At 36.7% G+C, this 14,577-nt stretch carries 16 protein-coding genes, 1 tRNA gene, 1 other RNA gene and 1 other annotated feature; of the genes, 14 read left to right on the top strand and 4 right to left on the bottom strand.

The annotated features are described in order from the left end of the window. The coding region (locus ACZDYH_RS29895) for a YaaC family protein (protein WP_163093265.1) at positions 1-1,000 on the bottom strand (1,000 nt) is incomplete at its 3' end. Positions 1,001-1,115: 115 nt separating this feature from the next. On the opposite strand from ACZDYH_RS29895, the gene guaB reads away from it, so the two are divergent. The 7 genes from guaB (at position 1,116) to ACZDYH_RS29930 (ending at position 8,047) form a co-directional block, all read left to right on the top strand. Beyond that, positions 1,116-2,579 (top strand): IMP dehydrogenase, encoded by a 1,464-nt coding sequence (guaB, locus tag ACZDYH_RS29900; protein ID WP_000264088.1) that lies wholly within the window; start codon positions 1,116-1,118, stop codon positions 2,577-2,579. A 113-nt stretch (positions 2,580-2,692) separates the two neighbouring features. Continuing rightward, positions 2,693-4,000: a D-alanyl-D-alanine carboxypeptidase DacA gene (gene dacA, locus ACZDYH_RS29905; protein WP_124749816.1), complete on the top strand. Its 1,308-nt coding sequence runs from the start codon at positions 2,693-2,695 to the stop codon at positions 3,998-4,000. Between the two features lie 160 nt (positions 4,001-4,160). After that, a complete protein-coding gene (gene pdxS, locus ACZDYH_RS29910) occupies positions 4,161-5,048 on the top strand; it encodes a pyridoxal 5'-phosphate synthase lyase subunit PdxS (RefSeq protein ID WP_000186165.1) in 888 nt (295 codons plus the stop codon). 18 nt (positions 5,049-5,066) lie between these two features. Next, complete coding sequence (gene pdxT, locus ACZDYH_RS29915) at positions 5,067-5,657, top strand: pyridoxal 5'-phosphate synthase glutaminase subunit PdxT (protein ID WP_000238785.1); 591 nt, start codon at positions 5,067-5,069, stop codon at positions 5,655-5,657. A gap of 54 nt (positions 5,658-5,711) precedes the next feature. Continuing rightward, positions 5,712-5,933, top strand: a binding site (T-box leader). A gap of 51 nt (positions 5,934-5,984) precedes the next feature. After that, positions 5,985-7,259, top strand: a complete 1,275-nt coding sequence (gene serS / locus ACZDYH_RS29920) for a serine--tRNA ligase (RefSeq protein ID WP_000884187.1) — start codon at positions 5,985-5,987, stop codon at positions 7,257-7,259. A 154-nt stretch (positions 7,260-7,413) separates the two neighbouring features. Next, a tRNA-Ser gene (locus ACZDYH_RS29925) sits at positions 7,414-7,506 on the top strand. Between the two features lie 166 nt (positions 7,507-7,672). After that, positions 7,673-8,047, top strand: coding sequence for a sigma factor-like helix-turn-helix DNA-binding protein (locus ACZDYH_RS29930; protein WP_134266220.1), 375 nt, complete (start codon positions 7,673-7,675; stop codon positions 8,045-8,047). Between the two features lie 35 nt (positions 8,048-8,082). Here ACZDYH_RS29930 and ACZDYH_RS29935 read toward each other — a convergent pair whose 3' ends face one another. From ACZDYH_RS29935 to ACZDYH_RS29945, 3 genes are all read right to left on the bottom strand, one after another. After that, complete coding sequence (locus ACZDYH_RS29935; RefSeq protein WP_001053585.1) at positions 8,083-8,751, bottom strand: deoxynucleoside kinase; 669 nt, start codon at positions 8,749-8,751, stop codon at positions 8,083-8,085. Between the two features lie 2 nt (positions 8,752-8,753). Continuing rightward, a complete protein-coding gene (locus ACZDYH_RS29940; RefSeq protein WP_434713244.1) occupies positions 8,754-9,389 on the bottom strand; it encodes a deoxynucleoside kinase in 636 nt (211 codons plus the stop codon). Between the two features lie 125 nt (positions 9,390-9,514). Further along, entirely contained in the window at positions 9,515-10,054 is a 540-nt protein-coding gene (locus ACZDYH_RS29945) for a cysteine hydrolase family protein (RefSeq protein ID WP_000798724.1), read from the bottom strand. A gap of 109 nt (positions 10,055-10,163) precedes the next feature. On the opposite strand from ACZDYH_RS29945, the gene tadA reads away from it, so the two are divergent. The 7 genes from tadA to ACZDYH_RS29980 all read left to right on the top strand — a co-directional run bounded on the left by tadA (position 10,164) and on the right by ACZDYH_RS29980 (position 14,459). Then, positions 10,164-10,664, top strand: coding sequence for a tRNA adenosine(34) deaminase TadA (tadA, locus tag ACZDYH_RS29950; protein ID WP_000434329.1), 501 nt, complete (start codon positions 10,164-10,166; stop codon positions 10,662-10,664). Between the two features lie 79 nt (positions 10,665-10,743). Then, positions 10,744-11,008: signal recognition particle sRNA large type (gene ffs, locus ACZDYH_RS29955), an RNA gene on the top strand. A 132-nt stretch (positions 11,009-11,140) separates the two neighbouring features. Then, entirely contained in the window at positions 11,141-12,829 is a 1,689-nt protein-coding gene (dnaX, locus tag ACZDYH_RS29960; RefSeq protein ID WP_065223780.1) for a DNA polymerase III subunit gamma/tau, read from the top strand. Positions 12,830-12,854: 25 nt separating this feature from the next. Next, complete coding sequence (locus tag ACZDYH_RS29965; protein ID WP_014894853.1) at positions 12,855-13,181, top strand: YbaB/EbfC family nucleoid-associated protein; 327 nt, start codon at positions 12,855-12,857, stop codon at positions 13,179-13,181. A gap of 14 nt (positions 13,182-13,195) precedes the next feature. Further along, positions 13,196-13,792 (top strand): recombination protein RecR, encoded by a 597-nt coding sequence (gene recR / locus ACZDYH_RS29970; protein WP_000559169.1) that lies wholly within the window; start codon positions 13,196-13,198, stop codon positions 13,790-13,792. A 14-nt stretch (positions 13,793-13,806) separates the two neighbouring features. Beyond that, positions 13,807-14,028 (top strand): YaaL family protein, encoded by a 222-nt coding sequence (locus ACZDYH_RS29975; protein ID WP_000466019.1) that lies wholly within the window; start codon positions 13,807-13,809, stop codon positions 14,026-14,028. Positions 14,029-14,189: 161 nt separating this feature from the next. Continuing rightward, a complete protein-coding gene (locus ACZDYH_RS29980; RefSeq protein WP_001089276.1) occupies positions 14,190-14,459 on the top strand; it encodes a pro-sigmaK processing inhibitor BofA family protein in 270 nt (89 codons plus the stop codon). Positions 14,460-14,577 lie beyond the last annotated feature (118 nt).

The following is a 14,577-nucleotide window of genomic DNA, read 5'->3' on the forward strand; positions in this document are numbered from 1 at the left end:
ATTTCCCATGAAATAGATTTGGTTCCATTAATAAAAAATTTGAAATATAGTAAGGGATTTTTTGAGCAGAAATACTTAGAAATTGATAAATAAATGGATAATCTTCAGAACCATAACTTCCAAGTAAGTCATACCACCAATCTGTTTCATATCTAGAAATCATGCTTAAATTATAGAGCAATAAATAATGAATGAGGAGTTCAGGTAATATTGGCTTAGGATTTCTAGGGTCAGTCGTAAGTGGCAAATAATAAGTATTAGTAAGATGTTCATAGTATAAAGGAGTACTGTACATAGGATTCCATGATTGAATGGGCGCTGTAAAAAGTAAATTCGATTCATTAGTCTTCTCAGGTACGTGTTGTATTGATAAATGCTTACAAGATGTTTCAATGTAACGAGAAAATCTCTCTTTAGTCATATGTAATCGATCTAGTAGGTTGACTGAAAAGGAGAGCTCATTTTTAACTGTTGAATCAATTTTATATAAAGTTGATCCTTTTTGACTATAACGAAATAAATTTTGTAATTCTGGAATATTTCCCATTAGTTCTAACATGTTAAATTTTTCTGCTTCTAAGTGTTTCATGTGAAACAGTTGTTCTGCAACATGAGTAAACAATCCGTTTTTTTGTACCTTCACCTCATCTTCTAAAAATTGATACCCTTGTTTTTTTCGTTTGCGAGTTGTAACACCATGAGCTAAAACAGTAGTGGATTCAGGATAGTTAGGGTCAATAGTTAGTAGGCATGCTTTAAACAGTTGGCTAATTCCATAAAATAACAACATTGGTTGAATGGAAAATGGAGCTGTCTTATATAATTCATAATAATTTTTCCCGTGTTCTAAGTAATAAATAAAGGGATAACAATTTTCAAAACTTTTTTTTTCTGCATCCTGAATAGAGGATTTTTCATAACAACGGGCAAGATAACGTTGTACATTTTGAGATGAAAAAAAGAAACTTAACTGCTGCCAAGTACAAGATGTTTGATGCATATATTACGCTCCTTTTATTGTCTAAAAATTCTAACATATATATACGTCCTTGACAGTATTTTAACCAATTGATAAGCTACTAATAATAATTTCTGGTATCATAGGGGGAACAATTATGTGGGAATCTAAATTTGTTAAAGAAGGTTTGACTTTTGATGATGTATTACTTGTACCAGCTAGGTCAGATATATTACCAAGAGAAGTAAGTGTTAAAACAGTTTTATCTGAAAGCTTACAGCTAAACATCCCGTTAATTAGTGCAGGAATGGATACAGTAACAGAAGCTGACATGGCTATTGCAATGGCTCGCCAAGGTGGTTTAGGAATTATTCATAAGAATATGTCTATTGAGCAACAAGCAGAGCAAGTTGATAAAGTAAAGCGCTCTGAAAGCGGCGTTATTTCAGATCCTTTCTTCTTAACTCCAGAACATCAAGTATATGATGCAGAACATCTTATGGGAAAATATCGTATCTCAGGTGTACCGGTTGTAAATAATTTAGATGAGCGAAAGTTAGTTGGTATTATTACAAACCGTGATATGCGCTTCATCCAAGACTACTCAATCAAAATTTCTGACGTAATGACAAAAGAACAATTAATTACAGCTCCAGTTGGTACTACACTGGAAGAAGCTGAAAAGATCCTACAAAAGTATAAAATTGAAAAACTCCCTCTTGTTGATAATAACGGTGTATTACAAGGGCTTATTACAATAAAAGACATTGAAAAAGTAATTGAATTCCCAAACTCTGCTAAGGATAAGCAAGGACGCTTATTAGTTGGAGCAGCAGTTGGTGTAACAGCGGATGCTATGCTTCGCATTGATGCATTAGTAAAAGCTAGTGTAGATGCAATTGTACTTGATACAGCACATGGGCATTCTAAAGGTGTTATTGATAAGGTAAAAGAAGTTCGTGCTAAATACCCATCACTAAATATTATTGCTGGAAATGTTGCTACTGCTGAAGCAACGAAAGCATTAATTGAAGCTGGTGCAAACGTAGTTAAAGTTGGTATTGGACCAGGTTCTATTTGTACAACACGCGTTGTAGCCGGTGTTGGTGTACCACAATTAACTGCAGTTTATGATTGTGCAACAGAAGCTCGCAAACACGGTATTCCAGTTATTGCTGATGGCGGTATTAAGTACTCTGGTGATATGGTGAAAGCATTAGCGGCAGGAGCACATGTTGTTATGCTAGGTAGCATGTTTGCAGGTGTTGCAGAAAGTCCTGGAGAAACTGAAATTTACCAAGGTCGTCAATTTAAAGTGTATCGTGGTATGGGTTCTGTCGGTGCGATGGAAAAAGGAAGTAAAGATCGTTACTTCCAAGAAGGCAATAAAAAACTTGTCCCAGAAGGTATTGAAGGACGAGTGCCATATAAAGGACCTTTAGCAGATACAGTTCACCAATTAGTTGGTGGCTTACGTGCAGGTATGGGATATTGCGGAGCACAGGATTTAGAATTCTTACGCGAAAATGCACAATTCATTCGTATGTCAGGTGCCGGCTTACGTGAAAGTCATCCTCATCACGTACAAATTACAAAAGAGGCTCCAAACTACTCGTTATAATGTCTTATATACAAATAGACAGAGATTTGATATCTCTGTCTATTTTTTTTTGATTATGTTAGAATAACGGTTATGTGAGTACATAGATATTGGGGGTAGCAAAAGTGAAAGGTATGTTTTGCAAAAGATTCATTGCTTTGGTAACAGTGCTTACACTAGCTTGTAGCATCTTTATGCCATATAGCAATGCATCAGCTGAAACAGGAGCCGCTTTAAACATTGAAGCAGGTGCGGCAATTTTAGTAGAAGCGAATTCTGGGAAAATTTTATATCAAAAGAATGCAGATGAATTATTATCCATTGCTAGTATGACAAAGATGATGAGTGAATATTTAGTTCACGAAGCAGTGGATAAAGGAAAACTTAAGTGGGACCAGAAAATTAAGGTTTCTGAATATGCATATAAGGTTTCACAAGATGCTTCATTATCAAATGTTGCATTAGAAAATGGTGGCTCTTATACAGTAAAAGAGTTATACGAGGCAATGGCAATCTTTTCTGCAAATGGTGCAACAATTGCATTAGCAGAAGCAATTGCAGGTAAAGAAGTAGACTTCGTAAAAATGATGAATGATAAATCGAAAGAACTAGGGTTGAAAAATTATAAATTTGTCAATTCTACAGGTTTAACGAATAAAGATTTAAAGGGAATGCATCCTGAAGGAACAACAGCGGATGAAGAAAATAAAATGTCTGCAAAGGATGTTGCAACTTTAGCACAACATTTAATTAAAGATTATCCAAAAGTGTTAGATACAGCAAAAATCCCTAAAAAAGAATTCCGTCCAGAAAAAGAGAAGTTTGGAATGTCGAACTGGAACTGGATGTTAAAGGGCTTAGTTAAAGAATATGATGGTGTAGATGGCTTAAAAACAGGCTCAACTCCAGAAGCAGGAGATTGCTTCACTGGTACGGTTGAAAGAAACGGAATGCGTTTTATTTCTGTAGTTATTAAAACAAGTTCTCATACAGCACGTTTTGATGAAACAAAGAAGCTATATGATTATGGATTTGCTAACTTTGAAGTGAAACAAATGTATAAAAAAGGTTCTTCAGTAAAAGGACAAGAAACAGTACGAGTAGAAAATGCGAAAGATAAAGATGTAGCAGTTCAAACGAAACAAGCTATTTCACTTCCAGTGCCAAAAGGAAGTAAAGATGTTTATAAAACAGAATTAAAAGAATCAAGTAAGGGACAAGAAGCACCTATTAAAAAGGGAGCTGCGCTTGGTCAAATGGTAATTACGCCAAAAGATACAAACGACCCTGGATTTTTAACTGGTAAGTCACTGCAAGTGGATCTTGTAACGACATCTGAAGTAGAAGAAGCAAACTGGTTTACTCGTGCTATGCGCGGAATTGGTTCATTCTTTAGTGGTATGTGGAATAGTGCTGTTGATACAGTAAAAGGTTGGTTTTAAAAGCTCCTCACGATAGGAGCTTTTTTTTATTCCTATTTTTCATACCGACTTTATGAAAAAGTAGTAGACAAGCATCTGATAGTTAGTGGTAGAATGTAAGAGTATTCTTAATTTTCGCCTTTAACGGGGGAAAGCAATTCACCTAGGGGGGTTTTTGTACATGACAAATGTAACAGGGACAGAACGTGTAAAACGTGGAATGGCAGAAATGCAAAAAGGCGGCGTTATTATGGACGTAGTTAACGCTGAACAAGCAAAAATTGCAGAAGAGGCAGGCGCAGTTGCCGTTATGGCATTAGAGCGTGTACCAGCAGATATTCGTGCAGCAGGTGGCGTTTCTCGTATGGCAGACCCAACAATTGTTGAAGAAGTTATGGGTGCGGTGTCAATTCCGGTTATGGCAAAATGCCGTATCGGTCACCTTGTAGAAGCACGTGTATTAGAATCATTAGGGGTAGACTATATCGATGAGAGTGAAGTATTAACTCCTGCTGATGAAGTATACCATTTAAATAAACGTGATTACACAGTTCCATTTGTATGTGGTTGCCGTGATATCGGAGAAGCTGCACGTCGTATTGCAGAAGGTGCATCTATGCTTCGTACAAAAGGTGAACCAGGAACAGGAAACATTGTAGAGGCAGTGCGTCATATGCGCCAAGTCAATGCAGAAATCCGTCAAGTTGCGAGTCTACGTGAAGATGAGTTAATGACATATGCAAAAAATACTGGCGCTCCTTACGAAGTATTACTTGAAATTAAACGTCTTGGTCGCTTACCAGTTGTAAACTTTGCGGCAGGTGGTGTAGCAACACCAGCAGATGCAGCATTAATGATGCAACTTGGTGCTGATGGGGTATTTGTTGGATCTGGTATCTTCAAATCAGAAAACCCAGAGAAATTTGCACGTGCAATCGTTGAAGCAACGACTCATTATGAAGATTACGAACTAATTGCAAGCCTTTCTAAAGGATTAGGTAATGCAATGAAGGGTGTCGAAATTTCAACGTTATTACCAGAACAACGCATGCAAGAGCGTGGATGGTAATTAAAGGAGAACTTTAAAATGGTGAAAATCGGTGTACTAGGTCTTCAAGGTGCAGTTCGTGAGCATGTAAAATCAGTTGAAGCAAGTGGTGCAGAAGCTGTTGTTGTAAAGCGTATAGAGCAACTTGAAGAGATTGATGGTCTTATTTTACCGGGCGGTGAAAGTACAACAATGCGCCGTCTTATTGATAAGTATGCTTTCATGGAACCACTTCGTACATTTGCAAAGTCTGGTAAACCAATGTTTGGTACATGTGCAGGGATGATTCTTCTTGCGAAAACACTTATTGGCTATGAAGAAGCACATATTGGTGCTATGGATATTACAGTTGAGCGCAATGCGTTCGGACGCCAAAAGGATAGTTTTGAAGCTGCGCTTTCAATTGAAGGTGTGGGTGAAGACTTCGTTGGTGTATTTATCCGTGCGCCGTATGTTGTAGAAGTAGCTGATAATGTTGAAGTGCTTTCTAAGCATGGTGACCGAATGGTAGCGGTAAGACAAGATCAGTTTTTAGCAGCTTCATTCCATCCGGAATTAACAGATGATCATCGTGTGACAGCATACTTTGTTGAAATGGTAAAAGAAGCGAAAATGAAAAAAGTTGTATAAGTAACTTGCAACTTGTATAAGATTATAGTAAATTGATGGTAACAATTTTATAAAATAAGCGTGTTGATAGGAAATAGTAACAAATGTCGTTTCTTATAGAGAGTCGATGGTTGGTGGAAATCGATAGAAACAGTTTGTGAATCCATCCTGGAATGGAATGTGGAATATCTTTTGGATTAGTAAGCATTCCCGGTGAAGAGCCGTTATTTCTACTTGAGAGGAAAGCGGTAATGCTTTCAACTAGGGTGGCAACGCGGGTTAACTCCCGTCCCTTTATATAGGGACGGGAGTTTTTTGTGTTTTATAAAATAAAAGGAGGAGTATATAATGCTTGATATTAAATTTTTACGTACAAACTTTGAAGAAGTAAAAGCGAAATTACAGCATAGAGGCGAAGATTTAACTGATTTCGGACGTTTTGAAGAACTTGATACGAGAAGAAGAGAACTACTTGTTCAGACAGAAGAATTAAAAAGTAAACGTAACGAAGTATCTCAACAAATTTCTGTATTAAAGCGCGAAAAGAAAGATGCAGAAGCTCTAATTTTAGAAATGCGTGAAGTTGGAGAAAAAGTAAAGGATCTTGATAACGAACTTCGTACAGTTGAAGAAGACTTAGAAAGATTAATGTTATCTATTCCAAATATCCCTCATGAATCTGCTCCAGTTGGTGAAACAGAGGATGATAATGTAGTAGCACGTACTTGGGGAGAAGTGAAAGAATTTACTTATGAGCCAAAACCACATTGGGATCTTGCTACTGATTTAGGAATTTTAGATTTTGAACGCGCTGGGAAAGTAACAGGAAGCCGCTTCGTATTTTACAAAGGTGCTGGTGCAAGATTAGAGCGTGCTTTAATTAGCTTTATGCTTGATCTTCATACTGATGAGCATGGATATGAAGAAGTATTACCTCCATATATGGTAAACCGTGCAAGTATGACAGGAACAGGACAACTTCCAAAGTTTGAAGAAGATGCATTCCGTATTGAAAGTGAAGATTACTTCTTAATTCCAACAGCTGAAGTACCTGTAACGAATATGCATCGTGATGAGATTTTAAATAAAGAGCAATTGCCTATAAGATATGCTGCATTTAGCTCTTGCTTCCGTTCTGAAGCAGGTTCAGCTGGGCGTGATACACGTGGTTTAATTCGCCAGCATCAGTTCAATAAAGTAGAGCTTGTGAAGTTCGTAAAACCAGAAGATTCTTATGAAGAGTTAGAAAAGTTAACAAATGATGCAGAACGCGTGTTACAATTATTAGAGTTGCCATATCGCGTTATGAGCATGTGCACAGGCGATTTAGGATTTACAGCAGCGAAGAAATACGATATTGAAGTATGGATTCCAAGCTATGGCACATATCGTGAAATTTCTTCTTGTAGTAATTTTGAAGCTTTCCAAGCGAGACGTGCAAATATCCGTTTCCGCCGTGAACCAAATGGAAAACCAGAACATGTTCATACATTAAATGGATCTGGTCTTGCAATTGGACGTACGGTTGCAGCTATTTTAGAGAACTACCAACAAGAAGATGGTACAATTATAATTCCAGAAGTTCTTCGCCCTTATATGGGAGGAAAAACAGTTATTAAGTAAATTTAAACATTCATCGGTATGAGTGATTGGTAATTATGAGCGTTGTCAGTACTGTAATGTAGGAAGGGGAAAGTAAAATTTTCCTTTCCTCATAATTTATTTTAGTAGGGTTGACTAACTGTTTTTCTTTTGATATTATATTTGATGTCAATATGGAGGTATACCCAAGTCTGGCTGAAGGGATCGGTCTTGAAAACCGACAGGCGGCGAGAGTCGCGCGGGGGTTCGAATCCCTCTACCTCCTCCAGATATAATTGACAACAGCGCATATAAGTGGAGATTGGAGAACTCGTTACCAACACGTAACGAGTTTTTATTTTAAAACCAATCATAAAGTATGGTGTAAGGTAATTTTGTCCTTATTACACACTCATATTCCGATGATTATCTTCATAGATATGAAAGGAGTCAACATGGATCTTATTATACAAACGTTTCCTTTAGATGGAAAAACTTTATATTATGTACAATGTCCTGTCTGTAAGAACAATAGAATTTTAAACAGTGGTGCAAACGTATCACGCATTATTAGTGATGATACATTCCGTAAACTTTGTGGTTGTACTTGTGATGTAAAACCAGCTACGAGTAAAGTAGAGGCGCCAAAACAAGTTAAAAAAGCAGCTCCAAAACGTACAGGTAAAGTATTAACGGCAGTAATTAACGGGAAAGAAATGACTGTTAAAGAGATTGCTGAAGCATACGATATTAGTACAAGTACTGTTCGTCAGCGCATTAACGCAGGAAAACCTGAGAGTGAAATTATTGCTCCAACAAAGAAGAAGTAATTTAATAGGAAAACCCGTGCATATGCACGGGTTTTTTATTTTACAAGTTTACGTGTTTGTTTTAAAAAATGGCCAATTTTTTTTATGATTGGTTCGATTGAATCACCATCTTTTAAAATATCGTACTCATTAATATTTAAGCGTAATACAGGGCATGAATTAAAGTTGTTAATCCAGTTTTCATAACGTCCATGCATTTCTTTCCAGTACTCAATTGGTGTTTGCTGTTCCATTGGGCGCCCGCGTTCTTGAATACGATCGACAATATCATCGAAAGAACCTTCTAAGTAAATTAATAAGTCTGGATGAGGGAAGTAAGGAGTCATGACCATAGCGTCAAATAAACCTTTGTATGTTTCATAATCAGTTTCTGTCATTGTTCCTTTTTCATGATGCATCTTTGCGAAAATTCCAGTGTCTTCGTAAATGGAACGATCTTGAACAAAACCGCCACCATATTCAAAAATTCTTTTTTGTTCCTTAAATCGTTCTGCTAAAAAGTACACTTGTAGGTGGAAGCTCCAGCGAGTGAAGTCCGCATAGAACTTGTCCAAATATGGATTGGAATCTACTTTTTCAAATGATGTGCGATAACCTAAAGCATTAGCTAATGCAGTTGTCATAGTTGATTTACCCACACCTACTGTTCCGGCGATAGTGATTACTGCGTCATTGGGTATATCATATTTTTGCCTTAAATTCATTATTATTTCGACTCCTTTAAGAGAGTATTTTGAAGGGCAGATAGGATAACGTTTAAATCATCAGGATTTTTTACAAAATCCATATTGTCGCCATTAAATTTCAATACTGGTATTTCCGGATGATCTTTTTTAAAAGCATCCATTGCTGTTTCATAATCTTTTGTGAGCTGTAGTAAGTAATTTGGATCCATGTTTTTTTCAAATTCTCTTCCGCGCATGGCGATTCGTTTTTGCAATGTTTCTAGGCTAGCTGTTAAATAAACAATGACATTTGGCACAGGCATATCTTGTGTAAGGATACGATAAATTTGCATGTATTTGTCATATTGAGAGTCTTTTAATGTGCGGGATGCAAAAATTAAATTTTTAAAGATATGGTAATCCGCTACTACTGGTTTCCTTTGATTCAAGTACTTTATGTTAATGTCTTCTAATTGTTTGTATCTATTACAAAGAAAGAACATCTCTGTTTGAAAACTCCATTCGTCGATGTCTTCATAGAACTTTCCTAAAAAGGGATTTTCATCAACAATCTCTTTTAGTAAGTGGAGTTGCATGTGAGTTGAAATTTCCTTCGCAAGTGAAGTTTTTCCAACACCAATTGGTCCTTCAACCGTGATAAATGGTAATCCGGTCACGCTGTTTCCTCCTTTCAATCAGTGATTTACCGTGACTACTAAAAACACAAAACAGAATTATTGTAGCACAAGAGGGAAGCGAGCGGGTTAATTTGATATAAAAAGTTAGAAAATAGATATATGTATTAATTAAATTTTATTTTGGTTGATGATGTTATATTTGCTTTCAATGTAGTTTCCATTATTTTTAAAGCATGTATATTATCTTGGTCGTTGTTAGAGGCGATACAATCCTGTGGTACATACAATTTATAATTTCTCATATGAGCATCATTAGCTGTGAATAGGATACATATATTTCCGGCAACCCCTGTTAATATTAGATTTTCTATTTTTAAATAACCTAGTAATGAATTTAAAGGTGTTTCATAAAAAGCGGAATAATGTGGTTTAATAAAAATGTACTCATCAAAACTTGGAGCAATCTTATGGATTATATTTTCGCTATATTCATTTGTGCAATGAGTAATAAGTTGGTCGATATCAGATCTCCAAAGTTGATAATGGTCATTAACGTAAATTATAGGATAGCCGAAGGATTTCATTTTTTTCTTTAATTGTAAAATAGGGTTTGTTATAGTTTCGCATTTTTTAGCTAGAATGGGTCCGTGGGAAAATTGAAAGTCATTAATCATATCGATAATGAGCAAGGCGGTATTTTTCATATGTAATCCCCTCTCTTTTTTCTTTTAGGGTGGATTGAATTTGTAAAAGTTATCCCCTGTGTAGTAAATGGAAATAAGTGTACTTTATTTGTAATGAAAGGACTATGTTATGGAACAAGATCAAGATATTTATTTTATGCAATTAGCGATAGAAGAAGCTAAAAAGGCAGAGGAAATACAGGAAGTACCAATTGGAGCAGTTATAGTGTTAGATGGTGAGGTAATTAGTGTTGCCCATAATTTAAGGGAAACTGAGCAAAGATCAATAGCTCATGCTGAGTTGCTAGCGATAGATGATGCATGTAAAAAATTAGGGACATGGCGTTTAGAAGATGCAACATTGTATGTAACATTAGAACCTTGTCCAATGTGTGCGGGTGGAATTGTTTTATCACGAGTGAAGCGAGTTGTATATGGTGCAAGTGATCCGAAGGGCGGATGTGCAGGGACATTGATGAATCTTTTAACGGATGAACGCTTCAATCATCAATGTGAAGTAGTATCTGGTGTACTAGAGGAAGAATGCGGTACGTTGTTAACAAACTTTTTTAGAGAGCTTCGTAAAAAAAGAAAAGCAATAAAAAAATTAGAGAAGAATACTGGGAACTAACGTATTTGCATTTTCTAAAGAAACAAGTTATACTGATAATGCCTTTAATGAAGGCAACCGAATATTGGTTTTAACTTTGCCGTGCTAAGCGGGGAGGTAGCGGTGCCCTATACTCGCAATCCGCTCTAGCGAGGCCGAATCCCCTCTCGAGGTTATGTTGCTGTAAGGTCTGCCTTAAGTAAGTGGTGTTGACGTTTGGGTCCTGCGCAACGGGACCCCGTGAACCTTGTCAGGTCCGGAAGGAAGCAGCAATAAGCGGGTCTTCTCGTGTGCCGCAGGAGTGCCTGAACCGAGCTAACTGCTTGAGTAACGCTTATGGTACGTAATCGACGGAGGGTGCACGGCAGTTATATATGTATACAAAACTCACCTTAATACAAAGGTGAGTTTTTTGTATAGAAAATAACTTTTGGAATCTATAAACAGAATGGGTTATAATAAATGAGATAATAACCTTTGAGGGAGGCCGTATTTTCGTGTCATACCAAGCGTTATACCGAACATGGAGACCGCAAAAGTTCGAAGATGTAGTCGGTCAAAAGCACGTGACAAAAACGTTGCAAAATGCCCTTCTTCAAGAGAAAGTTTCACATGCTTATTTATTTTCTGGCCCGAGGGGAACAGGAAAAACGACAATTGCAAAAGTATTTGCAAAAGCAATTAACTGTGAACATGCTCCGGTAGCTGAACCTTGTAATGAATGTCCTTCTTGTTTAGGAATCACACAAGGATCCATTTCAGATGTATTAGAAATTGATGCGGCTTCAAATAACGGTGTAGATGAAATTCGAGATATTAGAGATAAAGTAAAATACGCTCCAAGTGCTGTAGAATATAAAGTATACATTATTGATGAAGTTCACATGCTTTCTATGGGTGCATTCAATGCGCTTTTAAAAACCTTAGAAGAGCCGCCAGGACATGTTATCTTTATTTTGGCGACAACAGAACCTCATAAGATCCCACCTACAATCATTTCACGTTGTCAGCGCTTTGAATTCCGAAAAATATCAGTGAATGATATTGTTGAGAGATTATCAACGGTCGTGACAAATGAAGGTACGCAAGTGGAAGGTGAAGCATTACAAATTGTTGCGCGTGCTGCCGAAGGTGGTATGCGTGACGCGCTTAGTCTTATTGATCAGGCTATATCTTATAGTGATGAGATTGTTACGACAGAAGATGTATTAGCCGTAACAGGATCTGTTTCTCAGCAATACTTAGGCAATTTAGTAGAGTGCATACGTGAAAATGATGTATCAAGAGCATTGCAAATCATAGATGAAATGATGAGTAAAGGGAAGGATCCAGTTCGTTTTATGGAGGATTTCATTTACTATTATCGTGATATGCTTTTATATCAAACTTCACCACAACTAGAACATATGTTGGAACGAGTAATTGTAGATAATCAATTCCGTAAGTTGAGTGAAGAAATGCAACCGGAAGTGATCTATGAGATTATTCATACCCTTAGTAAGGGACAACAGGAAATGAAGTGGACAAATCATCCGCGTATTTTCTTAGAAGTTGTTATGGTGCAATTGTGTCAACAGTTTATGATGCAAGCAAATGGTACAGATCGTTTGCAAGCAATTATGAACAGGATGCAGCAACTGGAGAAAGAGTTAGAGCAAGTCAAAAAGAACGGTGTGCCAGCTGGTGTACAACAGGAAGTAAGAGAGACACGTGCAACACCAAAACCGGTACGAACAGGAAGTATGAAAATTCCTGTCGGACGTGTAAATGAAGTATTAAAACAAGCGAAGCGTCAAGATTTAGAACAATTAAAAGCTGTATGGGGTGAGTTGTTAGGAAGACTCAAATCATATAACAAAGTAGCGTTTGCCGTTTTACTTGAAAATAGTGAACCAGTGGCAGCTTCAGATGACACTTACGTTTTAGCATTTCAATATGAGATTCACTGTAAGATGGCGAGCGAAAATCGAGAAGCTATGGATACAGTAGAACAAGCTTTATTTGAATTGCTAAGTAAAAGGTTAAATATGATTGCCATTCCAAAAAGTGAATGGGGTAAAATCCGTGAAGACTTTTTACAACGTGAAGGTGGAGAGTCTGAAGAAAGCCCGGAGAAAAAGGAAGACCCTCTTATAGAAGAGGCAGTGAAGTTAGTAGGGCAAGAACTCATTGAAATAAAAGAGTAATAATAATTAGGAGGAATTAATTATGATGCGTGGCGGAATGGGAAATATGAATAACATGATGAAACAAATGCAAAAGATGCAAAAGGACATGGCGAAAGCACAAGAAGAGCTTGGTGAAAAAACAGTTGAAGGTACAGCTGGCGGCGGAATGATTACAGTTATTGCAAATGGTCACAAGCAAATTCTTGAAGTGAAGATTAAAGAGGAAGTTGTAGATCCAGAAGATATCGAAATGTTACAAGACTTAGTATTAGCTGCAACAAATGATGCACTTAAAAAGGCTGATGAGCTTTCAAACTCTACAATGGGTAAATTTACAAAAGGCTTAAACTTACCAGGTGGAATGTTCTAGGAGGATATTGATACATGCATTATCCAGAACCAATATCAAAACTAATCGATAGTTTTATGAAGTTGCCAGGTATCGGACCGAAAACAGCGGTTCGATTGGCATTTTTCGTATTAGATATGAAAGAAGATGATGTGTTAGGTTTCGCGAAAGCACTTGTAAATGCGAAGCGAGATTTAGCGTACTGTTCTGTATGCGGACATATTACTGATCGTGATCCTTGTTATATTTGTAATGATTCACATCGAGATCAATCAGTTGTTTGTGTCGTGCAAGAACCGAAAGATGTAATCGCGATGGAAAAAATGAAAGAGTATCAAGGTGTATATCATGTGTTACGTGGTGCGATTTCTCCTATGGAGGGAATTGGACCGGAAGACATTAATATCCCGCAACTCTTAAAGCGACTACATGATGAAACGGTACAAGAAGTAATATTAGCAACAAACCCTAATATTGAAGGGGAAGCTACAGCGATGTATATCTCCCGCCTCTTAAAACCTACAGGCATTAAAGTAACTCGTATTGCACATGGTCTGCCAGTTGGTGGAGATTTAGAATATGCAGATGAAGTGACATTATCCAAAGCGTTAGAAGGGCGCAGAGAAGTATAAGAGGAGAAACAAAAATGTTCTTTCAAAAAAAGGGTAAATTGCGTAAAGAGTATGACGATAAGTTAATTGTACTTTTGGAAAAAGTGAAGAATGAGTGGTTACGTCAGAAGAGAATGGTCGAACAAAGTGTAGAACCGTCTCAAGATGTCATTTGTTCTTTGAAAATAGCAGAGGCGAAATATTTCTTTTTGTTGAAAGAAGCAAAGCGTCGTCCTGTAAAAATGGAACAATGGTAAAAGGTTCTGCTTTCTAAGCAGGCCTTTTTATTTTGTTTTTTTAATGCTGAGGTATTGTTTTATTTAGTTTATATGAAAGAGATGCCGCTTATGATACCTGTTCTTTTTTATTGTCTTGTCCCATACAAATAGATGTATAGGTCATTCATAAGGAGGAAAAAATGAATTCTACAATTATTATTGTTGGCATTCTTACTTTAGTATTTATTTTTCTTGTTTTTGGTGTCGTCTCTAAGCCATTACGTTTTATAGGTAAGGTGATTTTTCATGTTACTTTAGGAATAGCATTGCTTTTTATCGTAAATGTTGTAGGGACATATTTTGATTTTCATATCCCAATTAACATGGGTACAGCAGCAATAACGAGTTTATTAGGCCTACCAGGTGTGGCAGCATTAGTGATTATTAAGCTTTATATCATGCCAAGATAAAATTATTTTGGCATTTTTTTTAAAAGTGTTGACTATTAAATGATTAATATGGTAAATTAATAAGCGTCGTCAGGAACGAAAGAAAAAAGTTGTTGACAGATTTAACGCGAAATGTTAA

This window comes from Bacillus sp. EB V-12 (assembly GCF_056158125.1).

Excerpts from the sequence above, each read along its gene's own strand:
- guaB (WP_000264088.1), top strand. The coding sequence starts at position 1,116 with ATGTGGGAATCTAAATTTGTTAAAGAAGGTTTGACTTTTGATGATGTA.
- dacA (WP_124749816.1), top strand. The coding sequence starts at position 2,693 with ATGTTTTGCAAAAGATTCATTGCTTTGGTAACAGTGCTTACACTAGCT.
- pdxS (WP_000186165.1), top strand. The coding sequence starts at position 4,161 with ATGACAAATGTAACAGGGACAGAACGTGTAAAACGTGGAATGGCAGAA.
- pdxT (WP_000238785.1), top strand. The coding sequence starts at position 5,067 with ATGGTGAAAATCGGTGTACTAGGTCTTCAAGGTGCAGTTCGTGAGCAT.
- serS (WP_000884187.1), top strand. The coding sequence starts at position 5,985 with ATGCTTGATATTAAATTTTTACGTACAAACTTTGAAGAAGTAAAAGCG.
- ACZDYH_RS29930 (WP_134266220.1), top strand. The coding sequence starts at position 7,673 with ATGGATCTTATTATACAAACGTTTCCTTTAGATGGAAAAACTTTATAT.
- ACZDYH_RS29935 (WP_001053585.1), bottom strand. The coding sequence starts at position 8,751 with ATGAATTTAAGGCAAAAATATGATATACCCAATGACGCAGTAATCACT.
- ACZDYH_RS29945 (WP_000798724.1), bottom strand. The coding sequence starts at position 10,054 with ATGAAAAATACCGCCTTGCTCATTATCGATATGATTAATGACTTTCAA.
- tadA (WP_000434329.1), top strand. The coding sequence starts at position 10,164 with ATGGAACAAGATCAAGATATTTATTTTATGCAATTAGCGATAGAAGAA.
- ACZDYH_RS29965 (WP_014894853.1), top strand. The coding sequence starts at position 12,855 with ATGCGTGGCGGAATGGGAAATATGAATAACATGATGAAACAAATGCAA.
- recR (WP_000559169.1), top strand. The coding sequence starts at position 13,196 with ATGCATTATCCAGAACCAATATCAAAACTAATCGATAGTTTTATGAAG.
- ACZDYH_RS29975 (WP_000466019.1), top strand. The coding sequence starts at position 13,807 with ATGTTCTTTCAAAAAAAGGGTAAATTGCGTAAAGAGTATGACGATAAG.
- ACZDYH_RS29980 (WP_001089276.1), top strand. The coding sequence starts at position 14,190 with ATGAATTCTACAATTATTATTGTTGGCATTCTTACTTTAGTATTTATT.